19 protein-coding genes are annotated in these 20,940 nt (G+C 55.2%); 8 read left to right on the top strand and 11 right to left on the bottom strand.

Translation table 11 applies throughout. The annotated features are described in order from the left end of the window. Positions 1-31 precede the first annotated feature (31 nt). Entirely contained in the window at positions 32-550 is a 519-nt protein-coding gene (locus OGV67_RS10400; RefSeq protein WP_115614778.1) for a GNAT family N-acetyltransferase, read from the top strand. Beyond that, on the top strand, positions 547-996 hold the full coding sequence (locus tag OGV67_RS10395) for a DMT family transporter (RefSeq protein WP_104868649.1): 450 nt from the start codon (positions 547-549) through the stop codon (positions 994-996). The genes OGV67_RS10400 and OGV67_RS10395 overlap by 4 nt, the downstream gene beginning before the upstream one ends. 82 nt (positions 997-1,078) lie before the next feature. Here OGV67_RS10395 and OGV67_RS10390 read toward each other — a convergent pair whose 3' ends face one another. After that, complete coding sequence (locus tag OGV67_RS10390; RefSeq protein WP_104868648.1) at positions 1,079-1,312, bottom strand: YdcY family protein; 234 nt, start codon at positions 1,310-1,312, stop codon at positions 1,079-1,081. Positions 1,313-1,329: 17 nt separating this feature from the next. Then, a complete protein-coding gene (locus OGV67_RS10385; RefSeq protein WP_024130321.1) occupies positions 1,330-2,928 on the bottom strand; it encodes an ABC transporter substrate-binding protein in 1,599 nt (532 codons plus the stop codon). A 282-nt stretch (positions 2,929-3,210) separates the two neighbouring features. On the opposite strand from OGV67_RS10385, the gene OGV67_RS10380 reads away from it, so the two are divergent. The 3 genes from OGV67_RS10380 to OGV67_RS10370 are packed head-to-tail and all read left to right on the top strand — an operon-like array spanning position 3,211 to position 9,687. Next, positions 3,211-4,542 (top strand): SrfA family protein, encoded by a 1,332-nt coding sequence (locus tag OGV67_RS10380; protein ID WP_115614777.1) that lies wholly within the window; start codon positions 3,211-3,213, stop codon positions 4,540-4,542. Positions 4,543-4,546: 4 nt separating this feature from the next. Then, positions 4,547-7,528: a virulence factor SrfB gene (locus tag OGV67_RS10375; RefSeq protein WP_071258344.1), complete on the top strand. Its 2,982-nt coding sequence runs from the start codon at positions 4,547-4,549 to the stop codon at positions 7,526-7,528. Next, a complete protein-coding gene (locus OGV67_RS10370) occupies positions 7,525-9,687 on the top strand; it encodes a virulence factor SrfC family protein (protein WP_115614776.1) in 2,163 nt (720 codons plus the stop codon). The genes OGV67_RS10375 and OGV67_RS10370 overlap by 4 nt, the downstream gene beginning before the upstream one ends. 65 nt (positions 9,688-9,752) lie before the next feature. Here the strand turns inward: OGV67_RS10370 and OGV67_RS10365 are convergent, their stop codons facing one another. Further along, positions 9,753-9,926 (bottom strand): GhoT/OrtT family toxin, encoded by a 174-nt coding sequence (locus OGV67_RS10365; RefSeq protein WP_049008504.1) that lies wholly within the window; start codon positions 9,924-9,926, stop codon positions 9,753-9,755. A 191-nt stretch (positions 9,927-10,117) separates the two neighbouring features. Between OGV67_RS10365 and yncL the strand changes: the two genes are divergently transcribed. Further along, on the top strand, positions 10,118-10,213 hold the full coding sequence (yncL, locus tag OGV67_RS10360; protein ID WP_071818853.1) for a stress response membrane protein YncL: 96 nt from the start codon (positions 10,118-10,120) through the stop codon (positions 10,211-10,213). A gap of 98 nt (positions 10,214-10,311) precedes the next feature. Here the strand turns inward: yncL and patD are convergent, their stop codons facing one another. The 6 genes from patD to OGV67_RS10330 form a co-directional block, all read right to left on the bottom strand. Next, entirely contained in the window at positions 10,312-11,736 is a 1,425-nt protein-coding gene (patD, locus tag OGV67_RS10355) for an aminobutyraldehyde dehydrogenase (protein ID WP_012132353.1), read from the bottom strand. 320 nt (positions 11,737-12,056) lie between these two features. After that, complete coding sequence (locus OGV67_RS10350) at positions 12,057-13,466, bottom strand: aminotransferase-like domain-containing protein (protein WP_115614775.1); 1,410 nt, start codon at positions 13,464-13,466, stop codon at positions 12,057-12,059. A gap of 50 nt (positions 13,467-13,516) precedes the next feature. Beyond that, positions 13,517-13,933 (bottom strand): type II toxin-antitoxin system HicB family antitoxin, encoded by a 417-nt coding sequence (locus OGV67_RS10345; protein ID WP_125337124.1) that lies wholly within the window; start codon positions 13,931-13,933, stop codon positions 13,517-13,519. Positions 13,934-13,979: 46 nt separating this feature from the next. Beyond that, the gene (locus tag OGV67_RS10340) at positions 13,980-14,156 is read right to left on the bottom strand and encodes a type II toxin-antitoxin system HicA family toxin (protein ID WP_071818852.1); all 177 of its coding nucleotides are present in this window, start codon (positions 14,154-14,156) and stop codon (positions 13,980-13,982) included. Between the two features lie 221 nt (positions 14,157-14,377). Continuing rightward, positions 14,378-16,339 (bottom strand): peptidase U32 family protein, encoded by a 1,962-nt coding sequence (locus tag OGV67_RS10335; RefSeq protein WP_200003528.1) that lies wholly within the window; start codon positions 16,337-16,339, stop codon positions 14,378-14,380. 78 nt (positions 16,340-16,417) lie between these two features. Beyond that, the gene (locus OGV67_RS10330) at positions 16,418-16,954 is read right to left on the bottom strand and encodes a helix-turn-helix domain-containing protein (protein WP_058669186.1); all 537 of its coding nucleotides are present in this window, start codon (positions 16,952-16,954) and stop codon (positions 16,418-16,420) included. A 92-nt stretch (positions 16,955-17,046) separates the two neighbouring features. Here OGV67_RS10330 and OGV67_RS10325 point away from each other — a divergent pair, with 92 nt between their 5' ends. Beyond that, the gene (locus OGV67_RS10325; RefSeq protein ID WP_147294128.1) at positions 17,047-18,213 is read left to right on the top strand and encodes a benzoate/H(+) symporter BenE family transporter; all 1,167 of its coding nucleotides are present in this window, start codon (positions 17,047-17,049) and stop codon (positions 18,211-18,213) included. Here the strand turns inward: OGV67_RS10325 and OGV67_RS10320 are convergent. Beyond that, positions 18,190-19,065 (bottom strand): AraC family transcriptional regulator, encoded by an 876-nt coding sequence (locus OGV67_RS10320; protein ID WP_012132344.1) that lies wholly within the window; start codon positions 19,063-19,065, stop codon positions 18,190-18,192. The two genes, OGV67_RS10325 and OGV67_RS10320, sit on opposite strands and share 24 nt — an antisense overlap. Before the next feature lie 193 nt (positions 19,066-19,258). Between OGV67_RS10320 and OGV67_RS10315 the strand changes: the two genes are divergently transcribed. After that, on the top strand, positions 19,259-20,167 hold the full coding sequence (locus OGV67_RS10315; protein ID WP_115614773.1) for a DMT family transporter: 909 nt from the start codon (positions 19,259-19,261) through the stop codon (positions 20,165-20,167). A 32-nt stretch (positions 20,168-20,199) separates the two neighbouring features. On the opposite strand, the gene OGV67_RS10310 is transcribed toward OGV67_RS10315, so the two are convergent. Continuing rightward, the gene (locus tag OGV67_RS10310; RefSeq protein WP_047463635.1) at positions 20,200-20,868 is read right to left on the bottom strand and encodes a DUF3313 domain-containing protein; all 669 of its coding nucleotides are present in this window, start codon (positions 20,866-20,868) and stop codon (positions 20,200-20,202) included. Positions 20,869-20,940: the final 72 nt, after the last annotated feature.

The raw sequence follows: 20,940 nt of genomic DNA, 5'->3' as shown, positions 1-20,940 counted from the left end.
ATACTATAGTGAACAACAACTGAGGTTCAACATGTCTATTCGATTTGCTGGCAAAGAAGACTGCGCCGCCATCGCCGAAATCTACAATCACGCGGTATTGCACACGGCGGCAATCTGGAACGATCAAACGGTCGATGTGGATAACCGCATCGCATGGTTTGATGCGCGTCAGCTATCAGGCTATCCGGTTCTGGTCAGTGAAGAGAATGGCGTCGTCACCGGGTACGCCTCCTTTGGCGACTGGCGTAACTTTGATGGTTTCCGCCATACGGTCGAACATTCCGTATATGTCCACCCGGATCATCAGGGGAAAGGCCTCGGACGGGCGCTTCTCAGCCGTCTGATCGAGGAAGCGCGCGCATGTGGCAAGCATGTGATGGTCGCCGGAATCGAGTCGCAAAATCAAGCATCGCTGCATCTGCACGAAACGCTGGGGTTCAGCATTACCGCCCAAATGCCGCAGGTTGGCACCAAATTCGGCCGCTGGCTGGATCTGACGTTTATGCAGCTTCAGCTTGACGATCGCTGCGACCCGGATGCGCGCGGATGAACCAGACGCTGACCCTCGCCTTTCTGATTGCCGCCGGTATTGGGCTGGTTGTGCAAAACACGCTTATGGTGCGCATTACACAGAACTCGTCAACGATTCTCATCGCCATGCTGCTGAACTCGCTGGTCGGGATTGTCCTGTTTGTCAGCATTTTGTGGTTTAAACAAGGCGCGGCGGGGTTTAGCGAGTTGGTTTCCAGCGTGCGCTGGTGGACGTTGATTCCCGGCTTGCTCGGATCGTTTTTTGTTTTCGCCAGTATTAGCGGGTATCAGTACGTTGGCGCGGCGACGACTATCGCGGTTCTGGTTGCCAGCCAGCTTATTGGCGGCCTGGTATTGGACATTTTGAGAAGTCATGGCGTGCCGTTACGTGCGCTGGCAGGCCCGGTTTGCGGCGCGGTGTTGTTGGTGATCGGCGCGTGGCTGGTCGCCAGACGTCAGTTTTGACTGCCGCTTCGCCGGATGGCGGCGTCGCGGCGTAAACGCTTTATCCGGCCTGTACATCCCTCACAGGCCGTGCTTATCAACGTCAGAGAATGCTACCACCTTTGGTAAGCTGTTCGCGACGCGCTTCCATATCTTCCTTGTACTGACGACCGTGATGCGCAATCGCCGTCCGTAGCCGCTGTTGCTGGGTGTAACGATCTTCCCGGCTCAGTTCGGCGTCATCGCTCAGCGCGATCAGCAGTTCGTTCATATGGGTAATGACGCTCTCTTTGATAGCGGCATCTACGCGCGCAGTGACCTCTTCCAGGTGCGACATAAACTCTCCTTAAACCATCAATTCAATTTAGCTTTTGAAAAATCACTGCCCATCAGGCTTACGCTGTATCCGGTTACGTTGCTGCGTGTGGCGTAGAACGTTTTGCCGTTTGCCAGCGCGATCCACGGCGCTTGCTGATAGAAAATGTCCTGCGCCTGCTGGTAGAGCTGCGCACGTTCTTCCGGCTTGCTCACCCGTTTCGCTTTCTGGACGAGATCATCATACCCTTTATCGCACCAGCGCGCGGCATTTGAGCCGGTTTTTATGCTGTTGCAGCCCAGCAGCACATCGGCAAAGTTATCTGGATCGCCATTGTCAGACATCCAGCCGAACAGCGCGGTATCGTGCTCGCCTTTACGCATCCCGGACAGATACTCTCCCCATTCGTAAGAGACGATTTTCGCCGTCACGCCGACTTTTGCCCAGTCGCTCTGGATCATTTCCGCAATGCGCCGGGAATTGGGGTTATAAGGGCGTTGCACCGGCATCGACCAGAGCGTTGCCTCAAACCCCTTCTCCAGCCCCGCCTGCTTCAGCAAATCTTTGGCTTTTTGCGGATCGTAGTCGTAATCCTTCAGGTTGTTATTAAAGCCCATCATATTTGGCGGAATGGGCGATTTCGCCACCGTACCGGAACCGAGGAACACCGCGTTGATAATGGCTTTTTTATCAGTGGCGTAATTTAACGCCTGGCGCACCAGTACGTTATCAAACGGTTTTTTCTCGGTATTAAAGGCCAGATAGCCGACGTTCAGCGCATCGACCGAATGCAGCGTTAACGCATTATTCTTTTTAATCTCGTCAAACTGTACGGGTGATGGCGCCGGAATAATCTGGCACTCGTTGGTTTGCAGTTTTGCCAGGCGCGTCTGGGCGTTCGGCGTAATCGAGAAAATAAGATGTCTGGTCGGCACTTCGCCATCCCAGTAGTTCGGGTTCGCCAGGTAGCGAATCTGTGAATCCTGCTTGTAGTGTTGCAGTACGTAAGGGCCAGTGCCGACAGGCCAGTTATCGACGTTTTCCGGTGTGCCTTTTTTCAGCATCGCATCGGCATACTCTGCGGAGAGAATGGAGGCGAAATCCATGCCCCAGTCAGCGAGGAATGCCGCATTGGGTTCGTTCAGCACAAACTGGACGTGATAATCGTCGACCTTTTTCACCTCTTTAATCAACTTATCGAGGCCGACATCATTGAAGTATTCGTAGCTGCCCTGCGACACATTATGGTACGGATGATCCGCATCCTTCTGGCGCAGCACCGAGAAAATAACGTCATCGGCATTAAAATCGCGCGTCGGTTTAAAGAATTTATTGCTGTTGAATTTCACGCCCTGACGCAGCGTAAACGTGTATGTTTTCCCGTCCGGGGAAATCGTCCAGTCGGTCGCCAGCGACGGCACCGGCGTATTTTTTACCGGATCGAAATTGATCAGTCGGTTGTACAGCACCTGCGAACTGGCCACGAATGACGGGCCGGAACTGGCGATTTGCGGGTTAAACGATTCGGGTGAGGCTTCAGAACAGTAGATGATGGTATCGGTATTGGCCGCGAATGCCGCCCCTGCCGGTAAAAGTGCGCTGAGCGCCAGCGCGAGCAACGTTTTCCCTGTAGACATCGTTATAAGCCTTTTCATTTGATTATAAAGAGAGTCATATGAGCATAGCTTACAAAAGCTGACAAATAACGAATCACTCTCAGGTTATTCCGTTCTGGTATTTTTCGCTGATGAATGCGTCCTGCGGCGTGAAATAATTTCCCTTAAGTCTTTTTGAAAACGTCAAGATTTTTCCCCCGGCGCTATGCCATGAAAATTAGCCCCTTTTTGCCTCTCTTCCGCCGTTTGCTTGTCTTTGTAATCCGTAAAGTAGATGCGTGAAGAAGTCTAAGGGACAACAACGTGGCAAAAACTCTCTTACGTAGCGGCAATCTGGACGACTATCAGGCCGTGGGCGGCGGCGGTCAGGCCGTATTTGATTCCGCATTGCAAATTCGTGAAACGCTTCGTCTGCGTAAACAGCAGGCAATGGTGGATTGTCTGGCGATCCCGCAAATTAATGACAGCGGCGATCGCGTCGACTGGTATTCCCCGGTCGAGGGAAAAGCCATCGCATGGAAGGCCGCAGAGGAAGAGGCGCGATTTCGGGCGCTGCGCTACCTGAGCAGCACGCTGGAAAACGCGGCGGCGCTGAGCCGCAAAAGTCTGCAATCCGGGAAAACTTCGTTGCAGCTGTTCGGTTCCCTGCTGGAAAAAGCGGTTCAGTTCCCTGGGGAAAACCACGTTTTTCTGGTTGATGGCAAACCGGTCATCACCTTCTGGGGGTTTGTGAATCTTAATGAAAACACCCGTGAGGACGTGCTTGACTGCCTGCGCGCCATTGATGTTCCGCCCGTCCTGCCGCCTGCCGCTGAACCCGAGCAGGAGGTCGAAGATGAGCCTCTGCCAGAGGTGACGTTTGCCCGTTCCGATGAGCCCTTACTGACGCCGGTGATAATTGAACGCCCCCAGGAACCCGAACCTGAACCGGTCGCCCCTGTTGTTGTCAGCGAACCGCAGGCGCCTTCGCCATCTCCAACCGCTCCCGTGAAGCCCTCTTCGCGTCTGCCGCTATGGAGCCTGCCGGTTGCCGCCGTGATTGTCGCCGCCGTTGCGGCGCCGCTGTTATGGAAACCGTCTGCCCCCGCCGCCGAAACCACGACGGTCAGTACGCCGGTTGTCGCCGCGAAAGTAGACAGTAAACCGTTGCCGAAGATGATTGCCCAACTGCCGCTGCATCAGGCGGAAGTGATTCCGCCGGTGAAAAAAGCGAAGCCCGCAGATGAACCGGTGGTGATCGCCGCCATCCCCAAAGATGCGCTGGTGATGGATGCCGGTCAGATAAAAGCGGGAGTCACGCGCTTTTTGAATGGAAACTGGCGCGTACTGATTGACGTTAAAGATCCGGTCAGCGGAAAAGCGCCTTCGCTGCGTTACCAGATCCAGAACAACAAAGGCACCGCCCGGGTGGTACACGGCGACAACATCGTCTGCCGGGCGGACATTTTCTCCGGCCTGCATCAGACCGGAGAGCTGATGATCAAGAGCCGTGGTCACGCACGTTGCACCGATGGTTCGCGCTACCCGATGCCGGAAATCACCTGTAAAGCCAGCACGAATGACGTTGCGGCTTGCTCAGCGCGTTATGACGCCCATGCAGAAGTCCCGTTGACGATCAAAAAGATAGGTGCCTGATTTTATGTTGGTGAATCTGTGTGATTACAAACAGAGCGTAACGCTCATCGCAAACAGCGGCGTACAATTCCTCGATTTCGGCCTGACGCCGCAGGAGTCTGCCCATCTTGGTCGTTTCGTGCGTAAAACGGCGAACGGCCCCCTGCTCCGGCTCGACTTTGATCTGACCAACGGGCGTTATACGGTACCGGGGCGCACGGGGGGGCAACCTGAAGTGGTCAAACCGGAAAGCACCCAGATGTTGCACTATTCGCTGGATGTGCTGGATGGCGTCTGGTTGCCGCTCCCTTTCCTGCGCTTTAACCCTCCCCGTACGTTTGTGGAAGGCCCCGACAACTGGGCGCGCGTACAGGTGCGTAAGCTGCCTGAACCCGACAGCGCGGGCCATACGCACCGCATTACCGTGGCGCTGGACAGCCAGTTGAGCGAGAACGCGCCGGCGGCGCTGGCGCCTAACGAAAACGACCTGCTCAATGGCACGCGGTTCGCGCTGGCCTGGCGCGATGATGAAATTGCCGATTTTCTTGACCAGACGTGGATTGACGGCTGGCTGCGCGAATCCTTCCTTCACCACGTCACCCAGGAGGAGAACCGTTCCGAGCAGGAGATTCAGCAGGCGCTGCGTAACTTTGAGTACCAGGCGCACTGGTTGAATCTGATGACGTTACTGGGGGAACAGCTTTCCGTACCAGAAGTGAAGCTGGTCACCCACACGCTCAGCACGCCTGCGATTCCGGTAGATCTGATTCTGGACGTCGGTAATACCCATACCTGCGGCGTATTGATTGAAGATCACGGCGACGCCAATGACGGTTTACGCCAGACGGCGGAATTACAGGTACGCTCCTTAAGTGAGCCGCAATGTCTTAACGATCCGCTGTTCACCAGCCGACTGGAGTTCTCCGAAGCGCGTTTCGGCAAACAGCATTTTTCGGTTGAAAGCGGCCGTGACGATGCCTTTATCTGGCCATCGATTGTGCGCGTGGGCGACGAAGCCCGCAAACTGGCTATGCAGCGTCTGGGAACGGAAGGCAGCAGCGGGATCTCCAGCCCGCGTCGTTATTTGTGGGATGAAACCCCGGTTTTACAGGACTGGCGCTTCAGCCAGATGAACAGCAAAACGCAGCGAGAACCGCTCGCCACCGCCTTCCCGCTGATGAATCTGATGAATGACGACGGACAACCGTTATTCAGCCTGCCGCCTGATGACCGGTTGCCGGTCTTTTCGCCGCAGTACAGCCGCAGCACGCTGATGACGCACATGCTGTGCGAAATTCTGTCGCAGGCGCTGGGGCAAATGAACAGCGTGGCGACGCGGTTACGCCTCGGTTTTCCGGCGTCGCCGCGTCAGTTGCGCACGCTGATTCTGACCCTGCCATCGGCAATGCCGAAACAGGAACGCGAAATTTTCCGCCAGCGTATGTTCGAAGCCATCGCACTGGTATGGAAAGCGATGGGCTGGCATCCGCAGGATGAGGATTTTTCCTCCCGTAAACAGCAGGAAAAGAGCGTTGTTCCGGTGCCGGACATTCAGATGGAATGGGATGAAGCCAGCTGCGGACAGCTGGTATGGCTGTATAACGAAGCGATTTCCCATTACGCCGGGCGCACGGAGACGTTCTTCAACGCCCTGGCTCGCCCGGACCGTTTGCCGGAACCGGGCGAAACCAAAGGTCGGGCGCTACGCGTGGCGTCTATCGACATTGGCGGCGGCACGACGGATATGGCGGTCGTCCACTACCAGCTTGATGACGGCGTCGGCGCGAACGTCAAGATCACCCCGCACTTACTGTTCCGTGAAGGGTTTAAAGTCGCGGGCGATGACATGCTGCTGGACGTCATCCAGAAATGCATATTGCCTGCGCTGCAAACCCGCTTGCAGCAGGCCGGCGTGACGGATGCCGCCGCCCTGCTGGCAACGCTGTTTGGAGATTCAGGCCGCATTGATACGCAGGCGATTTTGCGTCAACAAACGGCGCTACAGCTGTTTATGCCGCTGGGGCACGCCGTACTGGCCGCCTGGGAACAGAGCGACGTTAACGATCCGCTGGCGGGTCTACACGCGACCTTTGGCGAACTGCTGACTCAACGCCCTACGCGCAACGTGATGAATTACATCCAGCAGGCGATCGACCATGCGCTGCCTTCAGGCTCGCCGGCGTTCGATCTGCTGAGCGTGCCGTTGCAGGTGCAGTTCAGTCACTTACAGGAGGCATTACTGGCCGGTCAGTTTACCCTGACCTCGCCGCTGCATGCCGTTTGCGAAGCGATTTCTCATTACCGCTGCGACATTCTGCTGGTGACGGGCAGACCAACCTGCCTGCCCGGCGTGCAGGCGCTGATCCGCCATTTACAGCCGGTTCCCGTTAACCGCATCGTCTGGATGGACAAGTATCGCGTCCATGAATGGTATCCCTTCAGCCAACAGGGGCGGATTGGCAACCCGAAATCAACCGCCGCCGTGGGGGCGATGCTGTGCAGCCTGGCGCTGGATTTACGGCTGCCGCGCTTTAACTTTAAAGCCGCCGATATCGGCGCCTATTCCACCGTACGCTATCTCGGCGTTCTGGATAACACGGTCAATACCTTGCGCGATGAAAACGTCTGGTATCAGGAGATCGATCTCGATAAACCCGGCGCGAAGCTGGATACTCGTCTGCACTTCCCGCTTCGCGGCAATGTGACGCTCGGTTTCCGCCAACTGGCGAACAGCCGCTGGCCCGCGACCCCACTCTATACCCTGAGCATTAACTCAGCAGAGCTGGCGAAAACCATCGCCGGCGATGGCGTTCTTAATGTCCGGCTGCAACTGCGCGGCGGGAACAAAGAGACGGGGCCGGAATCGTTTGTGCTGAGTGACGCCTGGCTACAGGATGGAACGCCCGTCGCCGCGAATGCCCTGACCTTAAAACTGAATACCCTGGCCGACCGTCGTCATAGCGGCAGCCACTACTGGATCGACAGCGGGAGCGTGTACCTGAAATGAGCAAGACGTTAAACACCACACAGGCCGCCATGGCGTGGGTTAACCATACACGTCAGCACGCAGTACGCCTGGATGATGAAGCGGACGCCCTGCTGGCGCAGCTCACACTCGCCGCCGCCGGTGAATCGGCGCTGAACGCCGCGCAACAGGCAAGAGGCAGCATCGGTTTGTATGGCCATTCACAATCCTCAAAAGCGCATCTGCTTGGCGCGCTGTGTGGTAACGGTGAGGGAAAACTGAACATCGCCACACCGGATCGCTGCTTTGACTATTTTACCCATATCAACCCAGGCCATGCGCCAGCCAATATGGCGATCCGTTTTACGCAGGATGAAAGCGCGGCGGTTGATAGCGAATGGCCGCTACGTCTGCGGCTCATCAGTGAAGCTGAACTGGTACAACTGTTTATCGCCTGGGCCAGCGCCTCACCCGATAACCGGCAGGTCGAAAAATCCATTATTGAGACGCGGTTAGAAAAGTGGCAGGCGCTGCGTCAGCGTCAGCCGGTTCAGGGCGTGACCGCAGAGGACGTCGCCGCCATTGCCCGTTTCTGGCGCGCCTGCGTTCCTGTCGGGCAACAGCAAATCGACGATGCGCTCTGGCATCAGTTCGCCTCCCTGCTGCCCTCGGTGGATCTGACGACCCGCGCCAGCGCCTGGGCATTACTCTGGGGCGAACAGCCTGAGTTAACGCAACAGTGGCTAACGCTGGCGCGTACGCTGCAACAGACCGGCCATGCGCAGGAGTTAGCGGCGCCGTTGAGTCTGCTGGTCGATCATTTCGGCCTTCCGGCAGGAAGTTTTCTGACCCAGGGCGCGTTATCCGGCAACGACGCGCAGAGCGACGTCGTTGTACATCCTGTTGAGCACCATCAGTTACTCAATGCGGTGAGCCTCTCTCTGGATTCACTGGCTTTGCTGACGCGTGAACTGGTGCTTAGCGTTGAAAACACGGCGCTGGATAATGTCGATCTGCTGGATATTCCACTGGCGCCGGATGCGCACCCGCATCCACTCTGGCGGGCAAAACTCGGCTGGATGCTGGAACATTATCGCCAACATTTGCAGCCCGATGTGCTGGTCATTTGCAATGCCACCTCCGCCCGGTCGCAGACGCCCGCTGCCGCCCGCACGCTGCTGGGCTGGGTGAACGATACACAACCGCTGCGCGACGCCGCGCTACCGGGCGTGGTCTGGGCCATTACGCCGCAGGATGCGCGTTTCACAACGCAGCAGAATCTTGATGAAGCCGTGCAGCAGTTAATGGGGAAACCCGGCCTTCACTGGGGCACGCTTCAGGCGCTGGATAAACACAGCTTGCAGCGTCTGGTTGAATGGCTGTCACAGGCGACGGCACCGTTACAGCGCCAGGCGCGGCTGGCCTCCCTGTGTGAGCAGCATCAACAACGGCTTCATGACCTGCTGTTGAGCCATATCACCCCAAAAGACAGCGGCAGTAAGGCGACGGAATCCGTTATTCGCCAGCTTCAGGGGCAAGCCGCCCGGCATGGCGAGTTGCTCGACGGGCTTCTGCCGCCGATACACCATTTTGAGTCGCTTTTGCGTATCCAGCAGCCGCGCGAGGAGCAGGTCAGCGGCCTGTTTAATGAAGCGATCGATCTGTTTGCGGATGAGCCAGACGCTCCCCGCCCGGCAGAAAACAAAGAGACAGGGTATCTGGCCCACAAAATGTGGATTAACCATGTGCGCCAGTGGAGCCGAAATGAGAGCAACGCCCGTCGTTTAGGTCTGGAGTCGCATACGCTCAGGCTGGTCGTGGATATTCTGATTACCGCCAGCTATCGGCTTAATGTGCCTCAGCAGTTACAGCAGATTATGCAGCGTGAAGAGGTTTGCGGCGCGCAGCTGCATGCCGGGATCGGTAACTTTATCGCCTGGCTTGGCTACGAAAATGTGGCGGAGGACGCCCGACCCGCCAGCCGGTTCCAGAAAGGATCGGCGATCTTCAGCGCGCCTCGCCTGCAACCGATGGCCCGGCTCACCCAACTGGATGAACAGCCGGTACATGCCGCCAGTCGCTATGTGTATGACTGGCTGGTCGCGCTCTATACCCGGGCAAATGAAAATAAGGGGTATCAGCATCCGCAGGATGTGTCCGACGCCGACAAAAAACGGCTGATGGCGCTGCTCAATGCCTGATGGCGCTACGCAACATCGTAAGCCGGATAAGGCGCTCGCGCCGCCATCCGGCAATCTTCATCTCATCAAAACAACGAAAATAACAATGCGACGGGCAGACTCATCGGCCAGGTTGCGCCCACGAGAATGGCGCTCAGAAAGCGGATACGTTTTTTATCGTGGGAAAGAAACCAGGTAATCAGGCAGGCAATCGCCGCCATCACTGCGTAAAAAACCAACATTTTTTGGTAGAGCGACATTTCGGGCATCCGAACCAGAGGGGAAAAACGCGCGCAATATGCTCTTTTTTTTGACGTACATCAAGTTTTATCCGTACTATTCAGCAAAACACTGAAATAGCTACACCATTCACCATGTTCATATTTTGTCTTATTGCGGATTGCCTGAACCCGTACTATACACAAAGGGGTCATAACGAAAGGTGGCAAAAATGAATGTTTCCAGTAAAACCGTGGTGCTGATAAATGTCTTTGCTGCTATTGGACTTTTTGGCCTTATCTCATTGAGATTCGGCTGGTTTGCCTGATGTACTGAGTGCTTGCTGCGCATACTGGCAGAGAGCGTTCCTCCTCTCTGCCATCGATTTACGATCTTCCCATGCCGCGCCGGAACGGTAAATTATCCTTAATGTTTAACCATTATGTGGCGGATAACCGTATAGTCTTCCAGCCCATAAAGTGACATATCCTTGCCGTAGCCCGAGCGTTTTTGCCCACCGTGCGGCATCTCGCTCACCAACATGAAATGCGTATTAACCCAGGTGCAGCCATACTGCAATCGCGCGCTCAGGCGATGCGCCCGACCCACATCTTTCGTCCAGACGGATGATGCCAGCCCGTACTGAGTATCATTTGCCCACGCCAGCACCTGCTCTTCATCATCAAACACCGTCATGCTGACAACCGGGCCGAACACTTCTCGCTGCACGATGGCGTCCTCCTGTTTTGCGCCGGCCAGCAGCGTTGGCGCAAAATAGTATCCTGCGCCGTCCAGTTTCTGGCCGCCGGTCACCACGTTGATATGTCCGAGCGCTTTCGCCTCTTCCACCGCTTTTGTCACTCGCTCAAGGTGCGCCTGCGAGCTGAGCGGCCCAAGCTCAGTCGATTCGTCGTTTGGCGAACCGGTTTTCAGGCTGGCGACCGCCGCGCCGAGTTTCTCAACCAGCGCGTCATAGATCCCTTTTTGCGCATAGATACGACAGGCCGCCGTACAATCCTGCCCGGCATTGTAGAAACCGAACGTTCGCACACCTTCGACAACGGCATCCAGATCGGCATCATCAAAGACAATCACCGGAGCCTTACCGCCTAATTCCATGTGCGTGCGCTTAATGGAGGGCGCGGTATGTTGAATAATGTGCTCGCCCGTCGCAATCGAGCCGGTCAGGGAGACCATCCGTACTTTTTCATGCCCGGTGAGCGGATCGCCAACCGTCTTGCCCCGCCCGAACAGCACGTTAAGCACGCCTGGCGGAAAAATATCCTTCGCAAACTCCGCCAGCTTCAATGCCGTCAGCGGCGTGATTTCAGACGGTTTTATCACCACACAGTTACCCGCCGCCAGCGCTGGCGCCAGTTTCCAGGCCGCCATCATCAGCGGATAGTTCCACGGCGCGATCGAGGCGACGACCCCAACCGGATCACGGCGGATCATCGAGGTATGCCCTTCCAGATACTCCCCCGCCGCCAGGCCGTTCAGACAGCGTGCGGCGCCGGCAAAGAAGCGAAATACATCGACAATCGCCGGGATCTCATCATTGAGCGCGCAATGCAGCGGCTTCCCGCAGTTTTGCGACTCCAGTTCGGCGAATGTCTGCGCATTTTCCTCAATCACGTCCGCCAGCGTTAACAGCAGCTCCGCTCTGGCTTTTGGCGTGGTTTGCCCCCATTCCGCGAACGCCCGGTCTGCGGCGCGAACGGCGGCATCTACCTGTGCGGGCGACGCCTCTGCAATCTCCAGAATCACCTCGCCCGTCGCCGGGTTGTAGACGGGCTGTTTTTCACCTTCACCGCTGACCAGCTCGCCGTTAATCAGTAATTGATGTGGCATACATCTTACTCCTGTCGCAAAATATTGAGCGGCAGCCTTGCCGTAAATATATGTCCTTTCCTAAAAATAGTCGGCGCGTCTGCCGCGCACCTGTTGGGATAAGGAAATTTAATCAGGTTGTGAGCTGACGCGCATTACGCCGCTCCACGCGGCGCGCATGTTCCATCTTTCGGAGTATAGACAAGGAGTTAGGCTGAGGATGGAAAAGACGGGGGGGTATTGATATTTCCTATGGCGAGTCAGCGATAAATAACGTTCTGCCCTGATAATCGATACGCTTTCTCTATTTTGACTAAAACCAAAAGATGGCAACGCGTATTTTATTTCAGCATATCGCGAATAAGTTTCCCCAGTTGAGATACCGCCTGCTCCTCTCTTTCTCCCCACCCCCATGCGGTATTAAACCGGAAAAAATGCGACCAGGTATCAGAGGTCGAAAACATTTTACCGGGGGCGATACTGATCTGATGCGCCAGAGCCTGCACACTGAGTTCCCCGGCATCAAGAGATTCGGGCAGTTCCAGCCAGAGAAAATAGCCGCTGTCATTGTGGTGAATCTTCACCTCAGCGGGCAGATGACGCAGCAGCGTTTGCCAGGCCTGCTGTTTTCGCTCCGCCAACTGGCGGCGCAGACGACGCAAATGCGCGTCATAGCGGCGTGTCGAAAGATAATCGACCAGAGCAAGCTGCATCGGTGAACTGGTGGATAGCGTACTCATCAGCTGTAGCCGCTGAATTTGTCTGGCGTACTTTCCCGCTGCAACCCAACCGATACGAAAACCGGGAACCAGACATTTCGAGAATGACGAGCAATGCAATATTTTGTCGTGGCGATCCCAGGCTTTGGCAGGCAGCGGTTTGTCGCGGCCAAAATAGAGCTCGCTGTACACGTCATCTTCAATCAGCACGACGTTGTACTGATCCAGTAACGCGACCAGCCGCGCTTTTTTCTCCGGGCTAAGGGTGAAGCCGAGCGGGTTTTGGCTATTGGTCATCAGCCAGCACGCCTTCACCGGATACTCCTGTAATGCCTGTTCCAGCGCCGCTAAATCGATCCCTTCTTGTACATCCGTGGCGACAGAAAGCGCTTTCAGGCGGAGTCGCTCCAGCGCCTGTAACGCGCCATAAAAGCAGGGATTCTCCACAATAACCCAGTCGCCCGGTTCGGTAACCGCCTGAAGGCTGAGGTTCAGGGCTTCCAGCGCCCCGGCGGTAATGACGATTTCATCAGGAGAGACGGTAATTCCCTGCTGCGCATAGCGTCGGGCGATGGCATGGCGCAGCTCGCTGTTCCCCGGCGGCAGGTTCTCAATCACGCTCATGGCCGTGGCGGTTTTACTGACCTGCGCCAGGGAACGGTTAAGCTGCTGCAACGGAAACAGACGCGGGTCTGGAAAGGCAGAGGCGAACGGCATCACCGACGCATCCCGGCTGGCCTGCAACATTTCGAAAATATAGGTATTAATATCAACGGATTCATCGCGCATTACCTGCACGGGCGGCATCGCAGGCTGGCGCACCGGGCGCGCCGCCACGTAATAACCCGACTGCGGACGCGCAATAATGCGCCCCTGGCTTTCCAGCAACTGATACGCATGTCCTACGGTCATAAAACTCATGCCGCTGCTGACTACCTGCTCACGCAAGGAGGGTAATCGATCGCCAGGCTGCCACACGCCGGAGGCGATTTGATCGCAAATTTGTTCCGCCAGTCGCTGATATTTCTTCATCGTTTTTTTATTTCACACAATATGTAAGCCTGCTGGAACAACCGGAAAAGCTAAAGCATAGTCAGCGATAACTCTTTACCCAATGCTCTGGCCGCAATCTGTACAGCATCGATTTTCGTTGCGTGTTTCAAGTCGAATAGTCGGGTAATTTCCTGCTTGGGTCTGCCAATGCGCCTCGCCAGCTCCTGCTGCGTGATTTTTGATTCAAGGAACGCATTCAACAAAAGGACTTTAGACGCAATGCTTAGAGGAATCTCCACATAATCATCAGCTTCATCAACCATTGAAGGTAAAGGAATTGGCTGGTTATCTTCAAAATAAAATTCAAAGGCGGTGACTAATGCGCCCTGCGCGGCTTCGAGAGACTCATGGCGGGTGTCACCTTGTGTTAACGCCTCTGGAATGTCCGGGAACGACACAACATAACCCCCTTCTTCTGCGGGAATGAGATTGACGGGATAACGCATAGTTTCTGGTAACGCTCTCATGTGATCAACCTTATATATCTGATGATTAATTCAAACCAAGCTGCTTTAGTATTGCTTTACGCAGGGTGTCTTTAATTTCATCACCAGGATGTCTGGGCATGACGCTTCGTTTGTCGTGATATCTCAACTTCAAATGATTCGTTCCATTTGTTACATCGACTCCCTGAGATTCAAGCCAGCGTCTGAACTCGCTCTGCTTCACCGCGCCTCCCTGCCATGTATTATAACCATAAGGTAAACATTTTTGTTTACCTTTTCTCTTTTTTTGAATGTTATACACCCCGAAATGGCTTTTGGCTGATTAACACTCAAAAACCGGAAAGCCGGTTCCAGTTTTGCGGGAAGGTTAACTATGGTGAGAGGGGTTTTAAGGTACATCAGGCGTGGCCGGGTGACGCTCAGCGTTCCCGGCCAGCCGCTGACTTAGTTTTTACGTTTTGGCAGCGTTTTCATCAGATCTTCCGGGCTTACGGAGGCGACAACGCTGCCGGGCAAAGGCATTTTCAGAATATGATTTTTGATCTTGCCGATAACGTGCATTTCGCACGGACGGCAATCAAACTTCAGCGTCAATACTTCGTCGCCGTGTACCAGTTGCATCGGCGTTGCTTTCCAGCTTTTGATATTCCCTTTCGCCTGTTTCGGGCACAGGTTAAAGGCAAAGCGCAAACAATGTTTGGTGATCATCACCGGCACATCGCCCTTCTCCTGGTGCGCCTCATACGCCGCGTCGATCAGTTGAACGCCGTAGCGATGATAAAACGCGCGCGCTTTGTGATTGTAGACGTTAGCCAGGAAGCTCAAATGCGTTTCCGGGTAAACCGGGGCTGGTTGCGCCACCGGCTTACGGCTGCCGCGTTGATAGTTCGCCAGACGCGCCGCATCCAGCATTTCTGCCGCTTCGCGACGGAACTGGTTGAGTAAACTGTTCGGCACGAACAGTGCGCCGGGGAGATTCACCTCAACGCTACGTGCGTAGTACATCGTCTGTCCCAGCTTCGCCACGCCTTCTTTCAGGTTGTTCAACGCTTTTTCGGCGTTGTTCGCCTCGTCAAACTGTCCCTCCAGCGTATGGGTGACGCTCACGCCCTCTTCGCTGGTCAGCGTCAGAATTAGCTGTTCCTGCCAGCCGCCTAACGCGATATCCACCGCCACCCGGCGTTCGCTGGAGGTTTTGGTTAACGCCTGCTGCCAGTTGTGGTCGAGATTACGGTTCAGCGGATGATGCGGGCGCACTTTATGCAGGTCGGGCGGCATTTCATTCGGCCAGACGCGATAACGGTTCTGTCCCGTCTTTTCCACCGTATTGGCGCGAAACCCCACCACTTCACGTTTGATCAGCACATTCAGGCCATCGCCGTTGGATAACGGTTCCGTCACCTCAACGTCCAGGTGATCTTTTGCCACTTTGACGACTTCGCCTACCGGTAAACCGATAAATTTTGGCGAATCGAACGCGCCGATATCCCCTTTACGGGCGTTAACAAAATAGTCGGTACTGCCGCGATGGAAGGTTTTATCCGTAGAAGGAATAAAAAAGTGCTCAGTACGACCGGCGGAAGCCCGCGCCAGGTCGCCACGCTCCTCGATAATCGCATCCAGCATCTGGCGATAGTGCGCCGTGATGTTCTTCACATAGCTCATGTCTTTGTAGCGCCCTTCAATTTTGAAGGAACGCACGCCGGCATCGATCAACGCGCCCAGATTGGCCGTCTGGTCATTATCTTTCATCGATAACAGGTGTTTTTCGTACGAGACCACCCGCCCCTGATCGTCTTTTAAGGTGTACGGCAGGCGACAGGCCTGGGAGCAGTCGCCACGGTTAGCGCTGCGACCGGTCTGCGCATGAGAGATATAGCACTGCCCGGAATAAGCCACGCACAGCGCGCCGTGGATGAAAAACTCAATAGTGGCGTCGGTGGCCTGATGAATCGCCTGGATCTGGCTCAGACTCAGTTCGCGCGCCAGCACAATCTGGGTGAAACCGACGTCGGCAAGGAATTTCGCCTTTTCAACGCTGCGGATATCACACTGCGTACTGGCATGCAGTTCAATGGGGGGAATGTCCAGTTCCAGGATGCCCATATCCTGCACAATCAGCGCATCGACGCCGGTCTGGTACAGATCGGTAATCAGCCGTTGCGCGGGCTCAAGCTCATCATCATGCAGAATGGTGTTTAACGTCACAAAGATCTTCGCGCCATAGCGATGCGCAAAAGGCACCAGTTCCGCGATATCTTTCAGGCTGTTACTGGCATTATGCCGCGCGCCGAAGCCCGGCCCGCCGATGTAAACAGCATCGGCGCCATGTAAGATCGCTTCACGAGCAATGGCGGTATCGCGTGCCGGACTTAACAGTTCAAGGTGATGAGGTTGCTGGCGCATACGGTTAATATCATCCAATAACAGCAAAATGGCGGCTATTGTAGTCAGAAGCGCGACGTTTCGGAATACTTTTCCCGTCTAACTATGTGGGTAATGGATCAAGGAGTGAAAGTGAACCGTCTGGTCGCTGCTATTGCGATACGCATGGGCGGCATCGCCCGCAAAACGCACGCCTTCGCCGGATTTGAGCGTGCGCCACTCCCCGGCAATACACATATCCAGCGTTCCCTGAATCACCACCACATGTTCGATGACGCCTGCCTCATGCGGCGTCGATTCGCTAAGCGCGCCCGGGGCCATCAATATTGAAAAATGGTCAAAACGGAGCTGCGGGTCCCACGGAAACAGCGGCGTGATCACCATTGCCTGTTGCTGCGGGTCGAAGGTCGGGAGATCCTCCGCTTCCGGCGGGGAGATAAACGTTGAAAACGGGACATTCAAACCGGTGGCAATCTTCCATAATGTCGATACCGTCGGGCTGGATTCGTTGCGCTCTATCTGGCCGAGCATTGCTTTTGAAACCCCTGTCGCTTCCGCCAGACGCGACAGACTCCATTCTCGCTGTTGGCGCAGCGCCTTCAGCGTCGTCGCCAGATAATGGGTCAGGTTGTCCATTTTTCTCCCCCGGTAAAGCCGCAGTCTATCACTTGTGCGCTATAGCGCACAATGCTACAGTTTGTGACCGTTATAACGCACAAGGGGCAATCATGCGGTCATTTTCACTTCCTCTGCCAACCGTGTTGTCTGGTTTCGTTGCGGTCCTGGTCGGCTATGCAAGCTCAGCGGCAATCATCTGGCAAGCCGCGATTGCCGCCGGCGCATCAACCGGACAAATTGCCGGATGGATGACGGCGCTTGGCATCGCGATGGGCGTCAGTACGCTGGCGTTAACCCTATGGTATCGTGCTCCGGTACTGACGGCATGGTCAACGCCCGGCGCCGCGTTACTGGTTACCGGCTTGCAGGGTCTCACGCTGGCGGAGGCCATCGGCGTATTTATTGTCGCGAATGCGTTAATCGTTCTGTGCGGCGTAACCGGGTTGTTTGCCCGCTTAATGCAGGTGATTCCGCATTCTCTTGCTGCCGCGATGCTGGCCGGTATTTTATTGCGTTTTGGTTTGCAGGCGTTTGGTCATCTGAATGGCGAGCTGTTTCTGTGCGGCAGTATGCTGTTGGCGTGGTTAGCGCTGAAAGTGCTGGTGCCGCGCTATGCGATTATCGCCGCAATGGTTGTCGGTATTCTGGTTGCAGGCATGAAAGGTGACATTGTCACGTCTGGCATAACCTTCTCCCCGGTGCTACCGGCGTTTATCGCGCCCCACTTTTCGCTTGCTCATAGCCTCGGCGTCGCCATTCCACTGTTTCTGGTGACAATGGCGTCACAAAACGCGCCCGGTATCGCCACGATGAAAGCCTCCGGTTACTCCCTTCCGGTTTCGCCGCTGATCGTGTTTACAGGGCTGCTGGCGCTGGTTTTATCTCCTTTTGGCGTCTACTCCATATGCATTGCCGCTATTACCGCCGCCATTTGCCAGAGTCCCGAAGCGCACCCGGACGCCGGGCGTCGCTGGCTGGCTGCGGCTGTCGCAGGCGGGTTCTATCTGCTGGCGGGATTGTTTGGCGGTTCCGTCACCGCTCTGATGGCCGCTCTGCCCGTAAGCTGGATTCAGATGCTGGCCGGGCTGGCGCTGCTGGGAACAATCAGCGGTAGTCTGTACCAGGCATTGCTTAATGAAACGGAGCGTGATGCCGCGATCGTGACCTTTCTCGTCACCGCAAGCGGGTTGACGCTGCTGGGCATTGGCTCTGCGTTTTGGGGACTGGTAGTCGGAGGCGTCTGCTACGGGGTGCTATCGTTTGCTCGCCGCGCGTAACTGCGACGGCGTCTTACCGGTCACCTGCTTAAAGCGATTGCTGAAATGGCTCGCTGAACTGAATCCGCAGGCCATCGCGATCTCTGACAGCGAACGGGTTGAATGGCAGACCCATTGCTGTGCCAGCGCCATACGCCGCTGCATCACGTACTGGTGCGGCGCCATGTTCATCGACTGGCGAAACATTCTGGCGAAATGAAATTCGCTCAATGCCGCCTCGCGCGCCAGATCGCTTAACGTCAGCGGCTCAGCAAGATGCGCTTCAATGTACGCCAGCACATTGCGCAGCGTGGCTGGCGCCAACCCGCCAGTAACCGTCGGGAGACGCCACTGCACGTTACTGTAATGCTGCACCAGATGCGTCAACAGCAGTGACGAGGCGGCGCTGAGCGTCATATGATTCGCCGGTTGCTGCCAGTCATTTCCCAGCAGGAACTGGCGATAAACCGCCGTTATTCCCGGATCGTTGCCAAAGGTGCGCTCATCCAGGGTAAAGCTGTACGGGCTTTTATCCCAGACCTTTTCCCCAACATCCCGCAGATGGGCATCTGTACAGTAGAGATGGACAAACGACAGGTCGTCGCGAATGTCCCAGACGGACTCACTCTCTTTTGGCATCAGACAGAAGCGATCCGGCCCCCCGCCATTCTTCCAGCCGCCCGGCGTTTTGTGGTAGCTCTCGTAGCCGTCAGCGACATACAGGCTGAGAGTATGGTGATCGCAATATTGCGTAATGTTGTCACGTTTATTTGACCATGCCGCCAGCTGGACACCCGAATGCAACGCAACCGAGTCATGCAGCACGGCATTATGTTTGCGTAAATTTTCAAAGGCATCATAAGACTGAGACATACCATCACATCACAAAGCAGTAATAAGTAGAATCTCAGTCTATAACAGCCACGATCTGTTTCCAGCCCTCACCGGTCAGACAGCGGCAAAAAAGCGCAAGATTTTGCAAGTCATCCGCAAACCGGTGCAAGCGCGCGCATTTTTTACATGTCACATTCCTTCTTCGGATAATAAAGATAAAGAAGAGAGTGTTATGAACGCATTATTATACTGTCTGGTGGTTGTCATTTGGGGAACCACCTGGATTGCGATTTATCTGCAACAAGGCCCGGTATCGGCGCCCGTGTCCATTTTCTGGCGGTTTGCCGTCGCCAGCGCGTTAATGATGCTCATCCTGCTGGCGAGCGGGAAATTACGTAAATTATCCGGGCGCGACCACCTGTTTTGCCTGTTACAGGGCGGATGCGTCTTCTGCTTTAATTTCTGGTGTTTTTATAGCGCCGCCGCCTGGATCAACACGGGGCTGGAGTCCGTCATTTTCTCAATGGCCGTACTGTTCAATGCGGTTAACAGCTTTGTGTTCTTCGGGCATAAACCGCCGCTACGCTTTTATTACGCTGCTGGTCTGGGATTAACGGGCATTATCACGCTGTTCTGGCAGGATCTGGCCAACAGCGGCTGGAACCACTCGCTGTTACTGGGGATTGGTTTGAGCGCGCTGGGAACGTTTGGCTTCTCTTTGGGCAATATGATCAGCATGCGCCATCAGAGAAAAGGTCTGGAAGTCATGACCACCAACAGCTGGGCGATGCTGTACGGCACGCTGCTGATCGCCGCCATTGCCTATATACGCGGCGATAACTTCACGCCGCAATGGACGTTGAGCTACCTCGGCGCCCTGCTGTATCTGGCAATATTCGGTTCCGTTATCGCGTTTGGCGCGTATTTTACTCTGGTGGGACGCATCGGCCCCGGCAACGCGGCCTACAGTACGCTGCTGTTTCCTCTGGTGGCGCTGACAATATCCACACTCTATGAAGGTTACGTCTGGCAAATGAATGCCGTTGTTGGATTAGTGCTGATTCTGGTTGGCAATCTGGTGATGTTCACGCGTCCAGAGGCGTTAATGAGTAAGTTAATTTACCGTCGCCGGGCGGCATAAAAAAACGCGCCATCCAAAGATGGCGCGTGAACTTATTTTTTACCGACATCAAACATGGTGGCATCAGTCGCCATGTCATCAATCACTTCTTTCAACGTTTCAAACGCCATCGGCGTATTTTCGTTGCTCAGGTCTTTACCCTCGCCCTGACGAACCACTTTCACCACCGGTTTATTGGTGGCGGCATCAATCAGCTCGCCTTCAAAGTAAAGATGCGTATCCATTGTGCGATGGCCTGTCGCCATCTGCGTACCCGCAACCACCAGGGCGACCGGCACCACTTCATAGAATTGCAGCCCCTCTTTGCTGGTATCAACGCCGGTTATCGCGCCGCGGAAAATCAGGCTACGCGGCCCTGGGGTCGTTACCAGAGGTTTACGTTTCTCAATGGCCGTTTTCAGTTGGGTATCGGTATAGCTTCGTAATTTATCCAGAACCTGCTGCCCGACCTGCGTTGTGGGTTTCGGCACCGGATAGTAGGTTATCGGGTTCCAGACGATGCTGTCATATTTAGACTCATCAAAGCTGGAGTCAACCCAACGGAGCACCGGTTTTCCCGTTGCGGAGGTTGTTTCTTTCAGCCCTGAATAATCTTTTAAGAACCCAGAATATTTATCCGGCTGAGTGATTTTTGACGCACAGCCAGATAAAGCCAATAAGCCAGAAAGCACTGCAACTTTAAATAAAGTATGAGTACGCATGGAAACTATCCCTTTTGTTTTTGCAGATATGCAATTGGAATAGTAGCAAAAGGAAACTAATCTGGATGGACT

Origin of the sequence: Citrobacter sp. CK188, assembly GCF_030333525.1 — a bacterium.
In the GTDB taxonomy this organism is placed as follows: Bacteria; Pseudomonadota; Gammaproteobacteria; order Enterobacterales; family Enterobacteriaceae; genus Citrobacter_B; species Citrobacter_B koseri.
The sequence above is the reverse complement of the archived record's forward strand: the minus strand, read 5'-3'. Positions and strand labels throughout refer to the sequence as shown.

Excerpts from the sequence above, each read along its gene's own strand:
- OGV67_RS10385 (WP_024130321.1), bottom strand. The coding sequence starts at position 2,928 with ATGTCTACAGGGAAAACGTTGCTCGCGCTGGCGCTCAGCGCACTTTTA.
- OGV67_RS10395 (WP_104868649.1), top strand. The coding sequence starts at position 547 with ATGAACCAGACGCTGACCCTCGCCTTTCTGATTGCCGCCGGTATTGGG.
- OGV67_RS10350 (WP_115614775.1), bottom strand. The coding sequence starts at position 13,466 with ATGAAGAAATATCAGCGACTGGCGGAACAAATTTGCGATCAAATCGCC.
- OGV67_RS10365 (WP_049008504.1), bottom strand. The coding sequence starts at position 9,926 with ATGTCGCTCTACCAAAAAATGTTGGTTTTTTACGCAGTGATGGCGGCG.
- OGV67_RS10335 (WP_200003528.1), bottom strand. The coding sequence starts at position 16,339 with ATGCGCCAGCAACCTCATCACCTTGAACTGTTAAGTCCGGCACGCGAT.
- OGV67_RS10310 (WP_047463635.1), bottom strand. The coding sequence starts at position 20,868 with ATGCGTACTCATACTTTATTTAAAGTTGCAGTGCTTTCTGGCTTATTG.
- OGV67_RS10315 (WP_115614773.1), top strand. The coding sequence starts at position 19,259 with ATGAACGCATTATTATACTGTCTGGTGGTTGTCATTTGGGGAACCACC.
- OGV67_RS10325 (WP_147294128.1), top strand. The coding sequence starts at position 17,047 with ATGCGGTCATTTTCACTTCCTCTGCCAACCGTGTTGTCTGGTTTCGTT.
- patD (WP_012132353.1), bottom strand. The coding sequence starts at position 11,736 with ATGCCACATCAATTACTGATTAACGGCGAGCTGGTCAGCGGTGAAGGT.
- OGV67_RS10330 (WP_058669186.1), bottom strand. The coding sequence starts at position 16,954 with ATGGACAACCTGACCCATTATCTGGCGACGACGCTGAAGGCGCTGCGC.
- OGV67_RS10390 (WP_104868648.1), bottom strand. The coding sequence starts at position 1,312 with ATGTCGCACCTGGAAGAGGTCACTGCGCGCGTAGATGCCGCTATCAAA.
- OGV67_RS10375 (WP_071258344.1), top strand. The coding sequence starts at position 4,547 with ATGTTGGTGAATCTGTGTGATTACAAACAGAGCGTAACGCTCATCGCA.
- OGV67_RS10400 (WP_115614778.1), top strand. The coding sequence starts at position 32 with ATGTCTATTCGATTTGCTGGCAAAGAAGACTGCGCCGCCATCGCCGAA.
- OGV67_RS10345 (WP_125337124.1), bottom strand. The coding sequence starts at position 13,933 with ATGCGTTATCCCGTCAATCTCATTCCCGCAGAAGAAGGGGGTTATGTT.
- yncL (WP_071818853.1), top strand. The coding sequence starts at position 10,118 with ATGAATGTTTCCAGTAAAACCGTGGTGCTGATAAATGTCTTTGCTGCT.
- OGV67_RS10320 (WP_012132344.1), bottom strand. The coding sequence starts at position 19,065 with ATGTCTCAGTCTTATGATGCCTTTGAAAATTTACGCAAACATAATGCC.
- OGV67_RS10370 (WP_115614776.1), top strand. The coding sequence starts at position 7,525 with ATGAGCAAGACGTTAAACACCACACAGGCCGCCATGGCGTGGGTTAAC.